This is a genomic window from Streptomyces sp. NPDC044719, assembly GCF_056433405.1.
This window is the reverse complement of the sequence record NZ_JBWKHE010000002.1, coordinates 704,241-719,923: the sequence shown is the minus strand read 5'-3', so window position 1 is coordinate 719,923 and position 15,683 is coordinate 704,241. Positions and strand designations below refer to the sequence as shown.

Below are 15,683 nucleotides of genomic sequence, written 5' to 3'. Positions count from 1 at the left end.
CCTTACTGGTCGGCGATCGGCTGTTCTCAGCCGCGCCCTCCAGACTTCTGCGCACTCTTTGCAGGTACAAGGCCCGGGCGGCAAAGCCCCCGTCAGGTTTCAGCCAGCAGCCGGGAAAGTGCGCCGGCTCCTGATCCACCGGACCGCTTCTTCCGGCTCCCCCACCACCTCCACCTCTTCGGGAACCGGCGGCCGGCGGACCACGACCACCGGCAGCCCGGCCTCCCGAGCCGCCGTGAGCTTCGGTGCCGTGGCGGCTCCCCCGCTGTCCTTCGTCACGACGACGTCGACGCGATGCCGGCGCAGCAGCTCGCGTTCGCCGTCGAGGGTGAAGGGGCCACGGTCGAGCAGCACCTCCATGCGCAGCGGGTGGGGGGCCTCGGGCGCGTCGACGGAACGGACGAGGAACCAAAGGTCGTCCAGGGCGGCGAACGCGGCCAGGCCCATGCGTCCGGTGGTGAGGAACACGCGGCGGCCGAGCGAGGGCAGCAGCGTCGCGGCCTCCTCCAGGGAGCCGGCCTCGCGCCAGTCGTCACCGGCTACCGGGACCCAGCCGGGGCGCCGCACCGCGAGCAGGGGAACATGGGCGGTGGCGGCGGCACGTGCCGCGTGGAAACTGATCGTCCCGGCGAAAGGGTGGGTGGCGTCGATGAGTGCGTCCACCCGGTGCTCGGCGAGCCACGCGGTCAGCCCCTCCACCCCGCCGAAGCCGCCGATCCTGACCTCGCCCGGGGGGAGCCGGGGGCCGGCCACCCGCCCGGCCAGGGAGCTGGTCACGGTCAGACCGGGTGTGCCATGGAGCAGTTCGGCGAGGCGGCGAGCTTCCGTGGTCCCGCCGAGTATCAGTACGTGCATGGGAGTACAGGTCCGTTCATGAGCAGCGAAGTGAAGGGGGGCCGCAGGGCCCAGCTGGAGCACACCGGCCTGCGGCACGGGTGGACCACCGGCGCCTGTGCGACGGCGGCCGCGACGGCCGCGTACACGGCGCTGCTGACCGGGGAGTACCCCGACCCGGTGACGATCACCCTGCCCAAGGGGCAGACACCGTCGTTCGCGCTGGCGGCCGAGGAGCTGGGCGACGGATACGCGATGGCGGGCATCGTGAAAGACGCGGGCGACGACCCGGATGTCACGCACGGCGCACTGGTCCGGGCCACGGTGCGGCGGCTGCCCGCCGGGGCCGGGGTGGTCTTCAGGGCGGGGCCCGGGGTCGGGACGATCACCCGCCCCGGCCTGCCCTTGCCCGTCGGCGAACCTGCCGTGAACCCCGTCCCCCGCCGGATGATGCGCGAGCACGTGGCCGAGGTCGCCGCCCGGCACGGTGGCACGGGCGATCTCGAGATCACCGTCTCCGTCGACCACGGCGAGGAGATCGCCCGCTCCACCTGGAACCCGCGGCTGGGCATCCTGGGCGGCCTGTCCATCCTCGGCACCACCGGGATCGTGGTGCCGTACTCCTGCTCGGCGTGGATCGACTCCATCCGCAGGGGTGTCGACGTGGCACGGGCCGCGGGCCGTACGCATGTCGCCGGGTGCACCGGTTCGACGTCGGAGAAGACGGTCGTCGCGGAATACGGGCTGCCCGAGGACGCCCTGCTCGACATGGGCGACTTCGCGGGCGCCGTGCTGAAGTACATCCGCCGCCATCCCGTGGAGCGTCTGACGATCTGCGGTGGCTTCGCGAAGCTGTCCAAGCTCGCCGCCGGCCATCTCGACCTGCACTCCGGCCGATCCCAGGTCGACAAGGCCTTCCTCGCCGAACTGGCCCGGCAGGGCGGAGCGGACGAGGCGCTGCGGGCCGAGGTGGCCGAGGCCAACACCGGGCTCGCCGCCCTGCAGTCGTGCATGGCCGCCGGTGTGCCGCTCGGTGACCTGGTCGCCAGGACCGCTCGTGACGAGGCGCTGGCCGTGCTGCGCGGTGCGCCGGTGGCGGTCGACGTGATCTGCGTCGACCGGGCGGGCACGGTGGTGGGGCGCAGCTCGGTGGCCTGAGGGCGCAGCTCCGCGGCCTGAGGGCGCGGCTCCGTGGCCTGAGGGCGCGGCTCCGTGGCCTGAGGGCCCGGGCGCCGGCGGTGCCTCCCCGAGCCGCTCAGCACACGTGACGCTCACGCTCCGCCGAGTAGAGGTGGCTGTCCCTGAACTCCCGCGCCCCCAGCGTCCGCCCGACCATGATCACGGCCGTGCGCAGCACACCGGCCTCCTTCGTCTTCCCGGCGATCTCGTCGAGGGTGCCGCGAATGATCACCTCGTCCGGGCGGGAGGCGTAGGCGACGACGGCGGCCGGGCAGTCGGCGCCGTAGTGCGGGAGGAGTTCGTCGACCACGCGGTCCACATAGCCGGCGGCCAGGTGCAGCACGATCAGCGCGCCGCTGCGGCCGAGGGTGGCCAGGTCCTCCCCGTCGGGCATGGCGGTGGCGCGCTGGGCGACGCGGGTGAGGATCACGGTCTGACCGACGGTGGGCACGGTCAGCTCCCGTTTCAGGGCCGCCGCCGCGGCGGCGAAGGCCGGAACGCCGGGGACCACCTCGTAGGGCACGTCGGCCGCGTCCAGCCGTCGCATCTGCTCGGCCACCGCGCTGAACACCGACGGGTCCCCGGAGTGCAGCCGCGCCACGTCGTGCCCCTCCTCGTGGGCGCGGACCAGTTCGGCGGTGATCTCGTCCAGGGTGAGCTGCGCGGTGTCCACGAGCCGCGCGTCCGGCGGACATTCGGCCAGCAGCTCGCGCGGGACCAGGCTGCCCGCGTAGAGACAGACCCGGCAGGCCCCGAGGGTGCGGGCCCCGCGCACGGTGATCAGATCGGCGGCACCGGGGCCGGCGCCGATGAAGTACACGGTCATCTGTTGGCTCCCGAAGGGGTGTCGAGGGTCTTCTGCGCGGCCCACTGGGTCACCGGCATCGCCTGCCGCCACCCGGTGAAGCCGCCCACGGGCACGGCGTGCGCCACCGCGAGCCGCACCAGCTCGCCGCCGTGACGCCGGTGGGCGCCGGCGAGAAGCGCCTCGGACTCCAGGGTCACGGTGTTGGCGACCAGCCGCCCCCGGGCCGGCAGGGCCTCCCAGCAGGCGTCGATGAGGCCGGGCGCGGTGAGGCCGCCGCCGACGAACACGGCGTCGGGCGGGGGCAGTTCGGCCAGGGCGGCGGGCGCGGCGCCCGTGACGACCCGCAGGCCGGGCACGCCGAGGCGGTCGGCGTTGCGGGTGATGCGTGCGGCGCGTACCGGGTCCCGCTCGACGGTGATCGCGCGGCACGAGGGGTGGGTGCGCATCCACTCGATGGCGATCGAGCCCGAGCCGCCTCCGATGTCCCACAGCAACTCCCCGGGGGCGGGGGCGAGCGTGCCGAGCGTGACGGCGCGGATGTGCCGCTTGGTGAGCTGCCCGTCGTGCTCGTACGCGTCGTCCGGGAGGCCGGGCACGGCGCCGAGGCGTGGGGCGTCCGGGGCTCGGCGGCAGGTGAGGGCGACGATGTTGAGGGGGTCGCCGGGTGGCTGCGCGTCCGGCCAGTCGTCCGCGGTGGTCTCGGCGGTCATGCGCTCCCGCGCGCCGCCGAGTTGCTCAAGGATCCGTATCCGGCTCGCCCCGAATCCCCGGTCCCGCAGCAGGGCGGCGACCTCGCCGGGCGTGCCGGCGCCCGCGCTGAGGACGAGGATCCGCCGGCCGTCGTGCAGGGCGGCGGCGAGACGGGCGGCGGGCCTGCCGACGAGCGTGACGACCTCGACGTCCTCCAGCGGCCAGCCGAGGCGGGCGGCGGCGTAGGAGACGGAGGAGGGGTGGGGCAGGACGCGCAGGGCGCCCGCTTCCCCGGCTTCCTCCGCGAGGGCGCGTCCGATGCCGTAGAACATGGGGTCCCCGCTGGCCAGTACGGCGATCCGGCGGCCTGCGTGTGCCGCGAGCAGGCCGGGGACCGCGGGGCGCAGGGGCGAGGGCCAGGCGATCCGCTCCCCGGCGCAGCGCGGGGGCAGCAGCTCCAGCTGACGCGGGCCGCCGATCAGGACCTCGGCCTCGCTCAGCGCGGCACGAGAGGCGTCCGTCAGACCCTCCCAGCCGTCGGCCCCGATCCCGACGACGGTCACGGCGGCGGTCGGTGCGGGACGTGCGGGGTTCACTGCGCGGTACCTCGGGATTCGGGGGCAGCTGTCGTGGGCGACAGAGGGGCACTTTACTGGGCGCCCACCAGCGCGGCTTTGCTCGGGTACGCGTTTCTCGGGCCCTTGTCGCACACCACGGAGCAACAGCCCGCGGCCGGTGTCCGGCTTTCACCCGGATCCGGCGAGGCCGAGTTCGCGCTCGCCGAGGGGTGCGAAGAAACGCTCCACGTCGGCGTCGGTGACCTCGCCGAGCGTCGCCGGTGACCAGCGGGGGGTGCGGTCCTTGTCGATGACCTGGGCGCGGATCCCCTCGACCAGGTCTGGCGTGCTCAGGGACGCGCAGGAGATCCGGTACTCCTGCTCCAGCACCCGCTCCAGTGGGCCGAGCCGGCGGGCGCGGCGCAGGGCGGTGAGGGTGACCTTGAGCGAAGTGGGCGACTTGGCCAGCAGGGTCTCGGCGGTCTCCTTGGCCGCCGGGTCGCCGTGCGCGAGCAGCCGCTCGACGATTTCCTCGACCGTGCCGGCGACGAAGCAGGAGTCGATCCACTCCCGCTGTCCCGCGAGTTCCCCTACCGGTGCGGGCTCCGCATGCCGGTCCAGGGCTTCCTCTACGGGCATGCCGGCGAGGTCGTCGACGAACCGCCCCAGCGCCTCGGACGGTACGTAGTGGTCGGCGAGGCCGCACAGCAGTGCGTCACCGGCGCCGACCTGAGCGCCCGTCAGCGCGAGGTGGGTGCCGAGTTCGCCCGGGGCGATGCCGAGCAGGTAGGTGCCGCCGACGTCCGGGACGAAGCCGATGCCGGTCTCGGGCATGGCGATCCTCGACCGCTCGGTGACGATCCGGACGCTGCCGTGCGCGGAGACGCCGACGCCGCCGCCCATGACGATGCCGTCCATGACGGCGACGTAGGGCTTGGGGTAGCGGGCGATGCGGGCGTTGAGGTGGTACTCGTCGCGCCAGAACGCGGCCGAGGCGGTGCCGTCCCCGTCGCGGGCGTCGTCGTGGATGCCGCGGATGTCGCCGCCCGCGCACAGGCCGCGCTCCCCCGCACCGGTGATGACGACGGTCTCGACGGCCGGGTCCCGCTCCCAGCCGGTCAAGGCCTCGTCGATGCTGCGCACCATGGCGTGGGTGAGTGCGTTGAGCGCCTTGGGTCGGTTGAGGATGATGTGGGCGGCCCGGCCCGCCGTACGGAACTGGACGTCGGTCATCCGAGTGCCTCCGTCAGGCCTCGGGCCGTGATGACGCGCATGATCTCGCTGGTTCCTTCCAGAAGCTGGTGGACTCGCACGTCGATCTTCTCGATGCCGTAGGCACTGGGGTAAGGCGCCCCCCCCCGCGTAGAGAGTGCGTGATGGACATCACACCGCGCATTTCGCTGTCCTCAGGTCATCATATGACCTGATCTCGCGGCGGGCGGTTGAGTGCGACCGCCTTCCGGACGGCACAGCAAGGCGAGGATGGGCATGAGCGACCAGAACAAGCCCGAACGACCGCGCGTGGGCGTGGTGGGCCTAGGAGCCATGGGCCTCGGGATGGCCCGGAGCCTGCGGGCGGCGGGGTACGACGTCGGCGTTCACGACCTGCGTCCTGAGACGGCCGCGGACTTCGCCCGCGACGGCGGGACGGCGTTCGGGACCTGTGGCGAGCTGGCGGCCGCGGTGGACGTCCTGGTCGGCGTGGTGGTGAACGCCGCGCAGGTCGAGACCGTGCTGTTCGGTGCCGGGGGCGCGGCCGGCCGGCTCCGCCCCGGCTCCGTCTTCGTCATGTGCTCCACGGTCGATCCGGGCTGGTCCGCCGCGCTCGAGGGCCGCCTGGCCGAGAAGGGCGTGCTGTACCTGGACGCTCCCATCTCCGGCGGCGCCGCTCGCGCCGCGGCCGGTGAACTCACCATGATGACGTCGGGCTCCACCGAGGCGTACGCCCTCGCCGACCCGGTGCTCGAGGCCATGAGCAGCACCGTCTACCGCCTGGGAGAGCGCGCCGGGCTGGGCTCGAAGGTCAAGATCGTCAACCAGCTGCTCGCGGGCGTGCACATCGCAGCCGCGGCCGAGGCGATGGCCCTCGGCATCAAGGCGGGCGTTCCCGCCGAGGCGCTCTACGAGGTCATCACGCACAGCGCCGGCAACTCCTGGATGTTCGAGAACCGCATGGCCCATGTGCTCGACGGTGACTACACGCCCCTCTCGGCCGTCGACATCTTCGTCAAGGACCTCGGGCTCGTGCTGGACGCCGCCCGGCCGGAGCGGTTCCCGCTCCCCCTAGCCGCGACCGCCCACCAGATGTTCCTCCAGGCGTCGGCTTCCGGACTGGGGGCCGAGGACGACAGCGCGGTCATCAAGATCTTCCCGGGCGTCGACCTGCCGAAGCCGGTGGAGGCCTGACATGGGAATCCGTCTCGGATGCATCGCCGACGACTTCACCGGCGCCACGGACCTCGCCAACAACCTGGTGCGCGCGGGCATGCGCGTGGTCCAGCTGATCGGCACACCACCGGCCGGCGCCGAGCAGACGGTGGACGCGGACGCCGTGGTCATCGCCCTCAAGTCGCGGACCGTCCCGGCGGCCGACGCCGTCGAGGCGTCGCTGCGGGCACTGGCCTGGCTGCGGTCCATGGGCGCCGAGCAGATCTACTTCAAGTACTGCTCCACCTTCGACTCGACTCCCGCCGGCAACATCGGGCCGGTGACCGAGGCCCTGATGGACGCCCTGGGCACCGGCTTCACGGTCGCGACGCCGGCGTTCCCCGACAACGGGCGCACGATCTTCAAGGGTCATCTCTTCGTCGGCGACGTGCTGCTCAGCGACAGCGGCATGCGCCACCACCCGCTCACCCCGATGACCGACTCCAATCTGGTCTCCGTCCTCGGCGCGCAGACCACCCGGGAGGTCGGCCTCATCGACCACACGGCCGTCGCCGACGGCGTCGAGGCGATCCGGGCCCGCGTCGACGCCCTGCGCACGGACGGTGTCGGGATCGCCGTCGTCGACGCCGTCTCCAACGACGACCTGGTGCGCCTGGGCGCGGCTGTCCAGGGGTTCCCGCTGGTGACCGCCGGGTCGGGGCTGGCGATCGGCCTGCCCGCGAACTGGGGGTTCAAGCCGTCCCGCGCCGCCGCGGAACTGCCGCCTCCCGCCGGTCACCGGGCCGTCGTCTCGGGCTCGGTCTCCACGGCCACCAACCGCCAGGTCCTCGAGTACCTGCGCACCGGCCGGCCCGCCTTCAGCGTGGACCCGCTGCGCGTGGCCGCCGGCGAGGACGTCGTCGGACAGGCCCTGGCCTTCGCCGAGTCGCACCTGGACGACGGCCCCGTGCTCGTCTACTCCACCGAGTCCGCCGACACGGTCCGTACCGTCCAGGGCCGGCTCGGTGCCGCCGAGGCCGGTGAGCTTGTGGAGCGGACGCTCGCCCGCATCGCACAGGGGCTCGTGGAGCGTGGCGTGCGCCGGCTGGTCGTCGCGGGCGGTGAGACCTCGGGGGCGGTCGTCCAGGCGCTCGGAGTCACCGGACTGCGGATCGGGCCGCAGATCGACCCCGGTGTGCCCTGGTGCGCCGCGGCTCTTCCGGGCGGAGAGACGCTCCACATCACGCTCAAGTCCGGCAATTTCGGCGGCCCCGACTTCTTCACCCGCTCCTTCGCGCTCCTGGACGAGGAGGCCGTATGAACCCGCAGCCGACAGCACTCGACGAGGGCGTCGAGCAGGCCCGCGGCGAGATCGTCCGCGTGGGCACCAGCCTGTTCACCCGGGGCTACGTACACGCCAGCGCGGGCAACATCAGTGCCAAGGTCGGCGACCACCATCTGATCACGCCCACCGACGCGGCCCTGGGGTTCCTCGAACCCGGCCGCCTGGCGCTGGTCGACGCCGCCGGTGAGCAGATCGCGGGCGACCGTGCCAGCAAGACCCTGACGCTCCACCGGCGCATCTGTGCCGCCGACCCCACGGCCCGCTTCGTCGTCCACACGCACTCCACGCACCTGGTCGCGCTCACGCTGGCCGGTGTGTGGAGCGCCGAGGACGTCCTTCCGCCCATCACGCCGTACTACGTGATGAAGGTCGGGCACGTCCCGCTCATCCCCTACCACCGGCCCGGCGACCCGCGCGTGGCCGACCTGGTGACCGCCCACATCGCCGGCCACGCAGCGAGCCGTACGCCCGTCAGGGCGGTGCTGCTGGACCGGCTGGGCCCCGTGGTCTGGGGCCCCGACGCGGCCACCGCTCTCGCCGTCCTCGAAGAACTCGAGGAGACGGCACGTCTCTGGCTCCTGACCGACCGTCGCCCCGAGCCGCTCCCCGATCACGCGCTCGACGAACTGAGGTCCACGTTCAACGCCGCGTGGTGAACCGCCCCTCCCCTGCCGGAGAATTCCCCTGAGCCGCTCAAAGGATCGCCATGTCCATGCCCATATCGGCATCCACCGCCCCCGACGCCGCCCGTGAGAACGCCGTCTTCCGCAAGGTCGTACGGCGTATCGTCCCCTTCCTCGTCCTCTGTTACGTCGTCTCCTACCTGGACCGGGTCAACGTCGGCTTCGCGAAGCTCCAGATGTCCGACGACCTCGGATTCAGCGAGGCGGCGTACGGCCTCGGCGCCGGTCTGTTCTTCATCGGCTACTTCCTCTTCGAGGTGCCGTCGAACCTGATGCTGCAGCGCGTCGGCGCCCGCACCTGGATCGCCCGGATCATGATCAGCTGGGGCGTCGTCTCGGCGGCGTTCATGTTCGTCCACAACGAGGCGATGTTCTACGTCCTGAGGTTCCTCCTCGGTGCCGCCGAGGCGGGGTTCTACCCGGGGGTGATCCTGTACTGCACCTACTGGTTCCCCTCGCACCGCCGGGCCCGGGTGATCGCGCTCTTCATGTCCGCCATCCCGGTGGCCGGCATCTTCGGCAACCCGCTCTCCGGCTGGATCATGGACCGGTTCCAGGGGGTGAACGGCTGGCAGGGCTGGCAGTGGATGTTCCTGCTGGAGGCGATCCCCGCCGTCCTGATCGGTGTGGCCACGCTGTTCTACCTCGACAACAGCGTGCGCGCCGCGAAGTGGCTCACCGACGAGGAGAAGGACGTCGTCGAGCGGGCGATCGCCGAGGACGCCGCGCACCAGACCGTGCACGGCCGGGTCTGGGACGCCTTCCGCGAGCCGAAGGTGTGGCTGATGTGCTTCATCTACTTCTGCTTCGTGATGGGTCAGTACGCGCTGACGTTCTGGATGCCCACGTTCATCGAGTCCACCGGCATCGAGGGCAACCTCGCGATCGGCGTGCTCAGCGCGGTGCCGTTCCTGGCCGCACTCGTCACGATGAACCTGTTCGGGCGTTCGGCGGACAAGCGCCGCGAGCGCCGCTGGCACCTGGTCGTCCCGAGCCTCATGGGCGCCGTCGGCTTCTCGCTCGCGGCCGGCTGGTCCGGGTCCACCGCGCTGTCCCTGGTCGCGTTGTCCGTCGCCGCGGCCGGTGTGCTGACCTGCTCGCCGCTTTTCTGGTCGCTCCCCACCGCGTTCCTCGGAGGCACCGCCGCCGCGGTCGGCCTCGCCGTGATCAACTCGGTCGGCAACCTCGCCGGCTTCGTCAGCCCCTACATGATCGGCGCGCTGAAGGACGCCACCGGCTCGACATCGCTCCCGATGTACGTCCTGGCACTCAGCCTCATCGTCGGCGCCGCCGCGGTGCTCACCACCGACAAGCAGACCGTCAACCGCTGACCGGCCCCTCCGGTCCCCGCACAGGAGCCAGCATGCCGAGGTTCGCAGCGAACCTGTCCATGATGTATGCCGAGCACGACTTCCCCGACCGCTTCGCCGCGGCCTCGGCGGACGGCTTCACCGCCGTCGAATACCTCTTCCCCTACGCCTACGACAGCACGGAGTTGCGGCGCCGGCTCGACGACCACGGCCTCGAGCAGGTGCTCTTCAACGCTCCTCCCGGGGCATGGGAGTCCGGAGAACGCGGGATCGCGGCGCTGCCCGGCCGCGAGGCGGAGGTTCGCTCCGGGATCGCCCGGGCTCTCGAGTACGCCGCCGTACTGGACTGCCCGCGGCTGCATGTGATGGCCGGTCTCCTGCCGCCGGATGTGACTCCCAAGGAACGGGCCGAGCACCGCGACACCTACCTGGCCAACCTGGAGTGGGCGGCGGAGCGAGCCGCCGAGTCGGCGGTCGACATCCTGGTCGAGCCGATCAACGGCCGCGACATGCCGGGCTACTTCCTGTCCAGGCAGGCCGAGGCCCACGCGGTGGTACGGGAGGTGGGCGCCCCGAATCTCAAGGTGCAACTCGACCTGTACCACTGCCAGATCGTCGAAGGCGATCTCACGACGACGCTGCGCCGCGACCTGCCGACCGGCCGGGTCGGTCATCTGCAGATCGCCGGCGTGCCGGACCGCCACGAGCCGGACAGCGGCGAGCTCGACGTCCGGCATCTGTTCGGCGTCGTCGACGACCTGGGCTACGACGGGTGGATCGGCTGCGAGTACATCCCCCGGGCCGGCACGAGCGAGGGCCTCGGCTGGCGACACGACTACCGAGGAGACAGCGCATGAGGATCGTCATCACGGGCGGCTTCGGCTTTCTGGGACGCGAGATCACCGACACCCTGCTGAGGACCCGGACATTCGATGGTTCGCCGATCGATCACCTGGTGCTCACCGACCGCCTCGTCCCGCCCGGAGCACCGCAGGCGGCCGATCCCCTGGTGGAGATCGTGCGGGGAGACCTGGTCGAGTGTCTCGACGAGGTGTTCGCGGAGCCGGTGGACGTGCTGATCCACCTCGCCGCCGCCGTCTCCGCCGAGTGCGAGGCCGACTTCGACCTCGGGATGAGCGCCAACCTGGACACCACCCGCGCCCTCCTCGAAGCCGCCCGCGCCCAGCCGGCCTCCGGCGGGCCGACGCCGCGCCTGGTGTTCTCCAGCAGCGTCGCGGTCTACGGCTCCGACCCGGCACTGCCGCTCCCGCCGGTGGTCAGCGAGTCGACGCTGCCCACTCCCCGGTCGAGCTACGGAATCCAGAAGCTCGTCTGCGAGCAGCTGGTCGCGGACTACACGCGCCGGGGCTTCATCGACGGGCGCGTCGCCCGGCTGATGACCGTGTCCGTACGTCCCGGCAAGCCGAACGCCGCCGCCTCCGGCTTCCTGTCGGGCATCGTCCGCGAGCCCCTCGCCGGCCTCCCCGCGATCTGCCCCGTACGCCCCGACCTGCGGGTGGCCCTGGCGTCACCACGGCGCACGGTCGAGGGGATCCTCCGCATCGCGGAAGCCGGGCGCGGCAGCGGGCGGGGCCGGCTCGACGGCGGACTGCCCGTCAACCTCCCCGCGCTCACGGTCTCGGTCGCCGAGATGCTGGCCACGCTGCGGCGCGTGGCGGGCGACGCGGCGGCCGATCTGGTGACCATCGCGCCCGATCGTAATGTCGAGGCCGTCGTGGGATCGTGGCCCTCCGTCTTCGACAACACACGCGCCGCCGCACTCGGGCTTGAGCCCGACCCGAGCTTCGAATCGGTGGTGCGGGACTACCTCGCCGACCACCCCGACGCGGTCCTGGTCAAGGCATAGCGGGAAGCGGAACGCCGACACCCGGGCCTCGAGACCCGGACCTATAGACTGAAAACCATGTTTTCTAAGGTGAGCGGTCCCGTCCGGCTCGCGGATCAGGTCGCCGCGACCCTCTCGGAGGAGATCGAGTCGGGGCGGCTGGCCGAGGGCGACCGACTGCCGACCGAGGTCGAGCTGGTCAGGCAGTTGGGCGTCAGCCGCACGGTGGTGCGCGAGGCGCTGTCGCGGCTCCGCAACGCGGGCCTGATCGAACCGCGCCAGGGCATCGGCGTATTCGTCCTGCCGCGGCGCACCCGCCCGCTCGACCTGGAGGCCGCCGACACCAAGGCGAAGGTGCTGCAGATCGTGGAGGTGCGCCGCGCCATGGAGGGTGAGGCGGCCCATCTCGCGGCCACCCGGGCCACGCCCCTCGACCTGGCGCGGATGCGTCAGGCTCTGGACGCGATCGACTCGGCGGTCGCGGCCGGCGGCGACGGCGTGGACGAGGACCTCGCCTTCCACCGGTCCATCGCCGAGTCGACCGGGAACACGGTGCTGGTCTCGACCCTGCGGTACCTGGGCGATGTGTCGCGCAGCGGTATCCGCGTCACGCGTGCCAATGAGGCGCGCCGGAACGACTTCATCGAAGCGGTCCGGGCGGAGCACCACGCCATCCTCGCCGCCATCGAGGCGCGCGACGCCGAGGCGGCACGCGGGGCCGCACGCCTCCACATGAATCACGCCGCCGCCCGCCTCCAGGACGCGGACGACGGATTCTGGACCGACGCCGAGGACATCGAGGTGGATCTCGACGCCGCTCCCTGACGAGGCGGGCCGGCCGCCGGCCGGCCCCTCTCGGTCCGTCAGTCGTCGTGCTCCGCTCCGATGAGGACGAAGGCCACGGTGGCCGCCAGCCGGCCGCGGTTGCGCCAGGCGTGACGGGTGCCGTTCTGGATCACGATGTCCCCGGCCGAGAGCGGCGTGCACCGGCCGTCGTCGAGTTCGAGGACGATCTCGCCCGTCAGGACGATGCCGTAGTCCACGGTCGGAGTGGCGTGCATGCCGTCGGGTTCGATGAGTTCGGCGATGCCGGGCGAGTCGGCCCGCTGCTCCTGGTCGAAGGCCGCCGGGTCGAACGCCGGGTCGGCCAGCGCCGATTCCGGCGGGAAGGTCAGCACGATGAACCGCGTGCCGCCGGGCGCCGGGAGCAGACTGGTGACTTCGGGAGTGGGGTCCTCCCCGGTCCTGCTGAGCCGCCGGCCGGGTTCGGTGGCCCAGGGCAGCCGGGACACCCAGCCCGGCAGACTGGTGAACTCCCGGCTGCGCGGTATCGGGCCGTCGCTGACGACGACCGACCTGCCGTTCTCGTCGTGGCCGGTGACGACTCTGCGCATACGTCTCTCCTTGCTGACGTCCGACGGACCGTCGAGCCCGTCGCGGACCGTCGCACCCGTTGTCAGTGGGGCCGCGTGCCCGGTTCGGCCTGAGCCGCGAGGGCCGTTTCCCAGGCGGCCACGACGTCCGCGACCGTGGAGACGGGCGCCCGCAGCAGCGTCGACGCGACCGTGCGCACGTGCCTCCGATGGCCCTCGTGGGTGAGGTACTCCACGGGGGACTTGCCGTCCACGCGCGCGAGCAGCAGCGCCGGCAACAGGGTCGCGGCCCGCTGCTGAAGGGCGGCACGGGGCTCCCAGCCGACGCGCTCGACGTACTCCGCGGCCAGCACGCGAGCCGACCGCAGGAGGTCGTCGCGGCCCCCCGGCACCACCAGGCTCTTGAGGAGCAAGTGGTTGACGCAGAAGGCGAGGTCGAAGGCGGGGTCCCCGTACCAGGCGCACTCGGCGTCCAGCAGCACGGGCCCCGACGGGCCGACGAGGATGTTCTTGGGGCTGACGTCTCCGTGCACCAGGGCCAGGCGCGTGCCGGCGGTACGGTCGGCCAGGCCCCGGAGGACGTCACCGAGGCCGGGGTGTGCGGCGGCGGTGGCCAGCAGGTACGGCTCGATGCGCAGGGCGTGGAAGTTGTCGTCGGTCGCGAACTCCTCGGCGAGGGCGGCATCGCCCGCGCTCGCCGCGTGCAGGCTGCCGAGCAGCTTCCCGACCGCCGCGGCGGTCGCCACCCGCACCTCGCCGTACAGCAACTGCGCCTTCCACATCGGATACCGCTCGGGAGGCAGATAGGCCATGGCGAAGAGGCCCGCTCCGGGGTCGTGGGCCAGCAAGTCCGGCACGCTGTCCGGGTGGTGCCGGGACGCGAACCGCATCCACGCCCATTCGCAGGCGTTGCGCGACACCGGTGCCTCCCAGTCGGCCGCGACCTTCAGCCTCGCCAGAGCGCGTTTGACGCAGAGGGAACGTCCCGGCAGTTCCACGCGCCACAGGTCGGAGGAGACGCCGCCGGCCAGTGGCGTCCAGGTCGCGGTCTCACCGGGCGCGGCGAGGCCCTCGGCCCTCAGGAAGTCCGTCAGCACGTTGTCGGGCACGGGGCCCGGCCCGACCTCTGCGGAAGCCGCGCTCATCGCCGTTCACCCGGACCGGCGGGCAGGCCATGAGGGGTGTTGCAGGGGTGAGCCGGCGCTTGGTCCGCCAAGATCCGCACGACCTCCTCCGCGGCGCGGCGGCGCAGTTCCGTCACCGAGGCGTCGGAGGAGAAGGCGACGTGCGGGGTGAGCAGCGCCCCGGGCTGGGCCGACAGTCCCGCGGGGACGTGCGGCTCGGTCTCCAGGACGTCCAAAGCGGCACCGTCCAGGTGTCCGCTGTCGAGCGCCTTGATCACCGCGTCCGTGTCGACCAGGCCGCCCCGGCTGACGTTGACCAACAGACCGCCCGGCCGCATCAGCTCGAGTTGTTCGGCCCCGATGACGTGAAGCGTTTCCGGCGTGAGCGGCAGATGGAGGATCACCACGTCACTGCGGCGCAGCAGCTCGTCCAACGCCACCAGCTCCACACCGGGGACGTCCTTCGGCGCGTGCGGGTCATGGGCCAGGATCCGGCAGCCGAAGGCGCCGAGCTTGCGTGCCGTGGCGCGTCCGATCCTCCCGTAGCCGACGACGCCGCAGGTCAGCGTGGCCAGCCGGCGCAGCCGGGCACTCGCGGGGTGCCAGCGGCCGGCGCGGACCTCCCGGTCGAACGCGGCCAGTCCACGGGTCCAGGCCAGCACCATGCCGACGGCGTGGTCGGAAACCTCCTCCACGCAGTAGTCCGGCACGTTGGTGACCCACACCCCGCGCTCGGTGGCCGTGGACACGGCGATGTTGTCCAGCCCCACGCCGAGCCTGGCGACGACCCGCAGTTCCGGCGCGGTGCCGATCGCGGTGGCGGAGACGGGCGCCCAGCAGGTCAGGATGCCGGCCGGACGGTGCTCGGCGACCAGCTCCTCGATCACCTCGGCGGAGGCGGGTTCGGCGGGGCCGGTCACCAGGGTGTGGCCCGCCCCCTCGACGACGGACCGCTCGACGGAGTCGTCTGGCCAGGCGTGGTCGGTGAGCAGCACGGTGCCGGGGCGGCTCGGTGGGTTCATGGAAGGTCGTCCTCGCAGAGTCGTGCGCGGGTGAGGTGGAGTGGTGGAGAGGTTCGCCGGGCTGGGGTGGGATGCCGGCGCCCCTCGACTTCTGGTCGGTCTCGGGCGCCGCACCCGGGGTCGCGAGATGCCGGGGCACATCGCATCACTCTGTCATAGCCACGTGGTGCTAACGATAGCACTGGCACACTTCCACGCGTCAAGAGCACGAGGAGCGGAGAAGGTTGAAGAATTCCGACGCCGACACCTTGACGCGCAACGGACTTGCCTTCATGGTTCTGCCAATGCCGACCGTGTGACCCCATAAGAGTCCGCACGAAGTACGGCTGTCGAAGACGCCATAGCCACGGACGTCCCCGACGGGCGAAATACGGCTGAATTCCGCATGCGGTATCCGACCCGCACGGCAGCCCATCGCCCCTTGCCGCCGGCCGGCGGCCGCTCACCGACGCCCGGCCCGACGCAGTCCGTGTTCAGCTCACCGCTTCTCCGCTCCTCGCCTCACCACATCCCGTCGCCGCCCGTACGGACCCGTACCGGCGATG

At 72.1% G+C, this 15,683-nt stretch carries 15 protein-coding genes and 1 pseudogene; 8 read left to right on the top strand and 8 right to left on the bottom strand.

All coding sequences use genetic code 11. The annotated features are described in order from the left end of the window. Window positions 1-99: 99 nt before the first annotated feature. Window positions 100-855, bottom strand: a complete 756-nt coding sequence (locus AC07DF_RS10030; RefSeq protein WP_478968896.1) for a cobalt-precorrin-6A reductase — start codon at window positions 853-855, stop codon at window positions 100-102. 18 nt (window positions 856-873) lie between these two features. On the opposite strand from AC07DF_RS10030, the gene AC07DF_RS10025 reads away from it, so the two are divergent. Next, window positions 874-1,992 (top strand): cobalt-precorrin-5B (C(1))-methyltransferase, encoded by a 1,119-nt coding sequence (locus AC07DF_RS10025; RefSeq protein ID WP_478968892.1) that lies wholly within the window; start codon window positions 874-876, stop codon window positions 1,990-1,992. A gap of 97 nt (window positions 1,993-2,089) precedes the next feature. Here the strand turns inward: AC07DF_RS10025 and cobM are convergent, their stop codons facing one another. The 4 genes and pseudogenes from cobM to AC07DF_RS10005 all read right to left on the bottom strand — a co-directional run. Next, on the bottom strand, window positions 2,090-2,839 hold the full coding sequence (gene cobM, locus AC07DF_RS10020; RefSeq protein ID WP_478968889.1) for a precorrin-4 C(11)-methyltransferase: 750 nt from the start codon (window positions 2,837-2,839) through the stop codon (window positions 2,090-2,092). Next, the gene (gene cbiE / locus AC07DF_RS10015) at window positions 2,836-4,107 is read right to left on the bottom strand and encodes a precorrin-6y C5,15-methyltransferase (decarboxylating) subunit CbiE (RefSeq protein ID WP_478968886.1); all 1,272 of its coding nucleotides are present in this window, start codon (window positions 4,105-4,107) and stop codon (window positions 2,836-2,838) included. The genes cobM and cbiE overlap by 4 nt, the downstream gene beginning before the upstream one ends. A 150-nt stretch (window positions 4,108-4,257) precedes the next feature. After that, window positions 4,258-5,301, bottom strand: coding sequence for an enoyl-CoA hydratase/isomerase family protein (locus AC07DF_RS10010; RefSeq protein ID WP_478968884.1), 1,044 nt, complete (start codon window positions 5,299-5,301; stop codon window positions 4,258-4,260). Next, window positions 5,298-5,441, bottom strand: a pseudogene (locus tag AC07DF_RS10005) (acyl-CoA dehydrogenase); the annotation flags it as partial. The gene AC07DF_RS10010 and the pseudogene AC07DF_RS10005, both read right to left, overlap by 4 nt. Window positions 5,442-5,556: 115 nt before the next feature. On the opposite strand from AC07DF_RS10005, the gene ltnD reads away from it, so the two are divergent. The 7 genes from ltnD to AC07DF_RS09970 are packed head-to-tail and all read left to right on the top strand — an operon-like array spanning window position 5,557 to window position 12,444. Then, on the top strand, window positions 5,557-6,474 hold the full coding sequence (gene ltnD / locus AC07DF_RS10000) for an L-threonate dehydrogenase (RefSeq protein WP_478968880.1): 918 nt from the start codon (window positions 5,557-5,559) through the stop codon (window positions 6,472-6,474). Between the two features lies 1 nt (window position 6,475). Further along, window positions 6,476-7,756 (top strand): 3-oxo-tetronate kinase, encoded by a 1,281-nt coding sequence (gene otnK, locus AC07DF_RS09995; protein WP_478968876.1) that lies wholly within the window; start codon window positions 6,476-6,478, stop codon window positions 7,754-7,756. Beyond that, window positions 7,753-8,436 (top strand): class II aldolase/adducin family protein, encoded by a 684-nt coding sequence (locus AC07DF_RS09990; protein WP_478968872.1) that lies wholly within the window; start codon window positions 7,753-7,755, stop codon window positions 8,434-8,436. The genes otnK and AC07DF_RS09990 overlap by 4 nt, the downstream gene beginning before the upstream one ends. 56 nt (window positions 8,437-8,492) lie before the next feature. Further along, window positions 8,493-9,794 (top strand): MFS transporter, encoded by a 1,302-nt coding sequence (locus tag AC07DF_RS09985; protein WP_478968868.1) that lies wholly within the window; start codon window positions 8,493-8,495, stop codon window positions 9,792-9,794. A 32-nt stretch (window positions 9,795-9,826) separates the two neighbouring features. Further along, complete coding sequence (gene otnI, locus AC07DF_RS09980) at window positions 9,827-10,630, top strand: 2-oxo-tetronate isomerase (protein ID WP_478968864.1); 804 nt, start codon at window positions 9,827-9,829, stop codon at window positions 10,628-10,630. Beyond that, window positions 10,627-11,640: a D-erythronate dehydrogenase gene (gene denD / locus AC07DF_RS09975; protein ID WP_478968862.1), complete on the top strand. Its 1,014-nt coding sequence runs from the start codon at window positions 10,627-10,629 to the stop codon at window positions 11,638-11,640. The genes otnI and denD overlap by 4 nt, the downstream gene beginning before the upstream one ends. A 57-nt stretch (window positions 11,641-11,697) precedes the next feature. Further along, a complete protein-coding gene (locus AC07DF_RS09970; protein ID WP_478968860.1) occupies window positions 11,698-12,444 on the top strand; it encodes a FadR/GntR family transcriptional regulator in 747 nt (248 codons plus the stop codon). Between the two features lie 38 nt (window positions 12,445-12,482). On the opposite strand, the gene AC07DF_RS09965 is transcribed toward AC07DF_RS09970, so the two are convergent. The 3 genes from AC07DF_RS09965 to AC07DF_RS09955 all read right to left on the bottom strand — a co-directional run bounded on the left by AC07DF_RS09965 (window position 12,483) and on the right by AC07DF_RS09955 (window position 15,138). Then, complete coding sequence (locus tag AC07DF_RS09965; protein WP_478968858.1) at window positions 12,483-13,013, bottom strand: cupin domain-containing protein; 531 nt, start codon at window positions 13,011-13,013, stop codon at window positions 12,483-12,485. 62 nt (window positions 13,014-13,075) lie between these two features. Next, on the bottom strand, window positions 13,076-14,137 hold the full coding sequence (locus AC07DF_RS09960) for a phosphotransferase family protein (RefSeq protein WP_478968856.1): 1,062 nt from the start codon (window positions 14,135-14,137) through the stop codon (window positions 13,076-13,078). Then, window positions 14,134-15,138 (bottom strand): C-terminal binding protein, encoded by a 1,005-nt coding sequence (locus tag AC07DF_RS09955; protein WP_478968852.1) that lies wholly within the window; start codon window positions 15,136-15,138, stop codon window positions 14,134-14,136. The genes AC07DF_RS09960 and AC07DF_RS09955 overlap by 4 nt, the downstream gene beginning before the upstream one ends. Between the last annotated feature and the right edge of the window lie 545 nt (window positions 15,139-15,683).

Coding starts and splice junctions, on each gene's coding strand:
- AC07DF_RS09960 (WP_478968856.1), bottom strand. CDS start 14,137: ATGAGCGCGGCTTCCGCAGAGGTCGGGCCGGGCCCCGTGCCCGACAAC.
- otnI (WP_478968864.1), top strand. CDS start 9,827: ATGCCGAGGTTCGCAGCGAACCTGTCCATGATGTATGCCGAGCACGAC.
- AC07DF_RS10030 (WP_478968896.1), bottom strand. CDS start 855: ATGCACGTACTGATACTCGGCGGGACCACGGAAGCTCGCCGCCTCGCC.
- AC07DF_RS09990 (WP_478968872.1), top strand. CDS start 7,753: ATGAACCCGCAGCCGACAGCACTCGACGAGGGCGTCGAGCAGGCCCGC.
- ltnD (WP_478968880.1), top strand. CDS start 5,557: ATGAGCGACCAGAACAAGCCCGAACGACCGCGCGTGGGCGTGGTGGGC.
- cobM (WP_478968889.1), bottom strand. CDS start 2,839: ATGACCGTGTACTTCATCGGCGCCGGCCCCGGTGCCGCCGATCTGATC.
- AC07DF_RS10010 (WP_478968884.1), bottom strand. CDS start 5,301: ATGACCGACGTCCAGTTCCGTACGGCGGGCCGGGCCGCCCACATCATC.
- AC07DF_RS10025 (WP_478968892.1), top strand. CDS start 874: ATGAGCAGCGAAGTGAAGGGGGGCCGCAGGGCCCAGCTGGAGCACACC.
- otnK (WP_478968876.1), top strand. CDS start 6,476: ATGGGAATCCGTCTCGGATGCATCGCCGACGACTTCACCGGCGCCACG.
- denD (WP_478968862.1), top strand. CDS start 10,627: ATGAGGATCGTCATCACGGGCGGCTTCGGCTTTCTGGGACGCGAGATC.
- AC07DF_RS09970 (WP_478968860.1), top strand. CDS start 11,698: ATGTTTTCTAAGGTGAGCGGTCCCGTCCGGCTCGCGGATCAGGTCGCC.
- AC07DF_RS09965 (WP_478968858.1), bottom strand. CDS start 13,013: ATGCGCAGAGTCGTCACCGGCCACGACGAGAACGGCAGGTCGGTCGTC.
- AC07DF_RS09985 (WP_478968868.1), top strand. CDS start 8,493: ATGCCCATATCGGCATCCACCGCCCCCGACGCCGCCCGTGAGAACGCC.
- AC07DF_RS09955 (WP_478968852.1), bottom strand. CDS start 15,138: ATGAACCCACCGAGCCGCCCCGGCACCGTGCTGCTCACCGACCACGCC.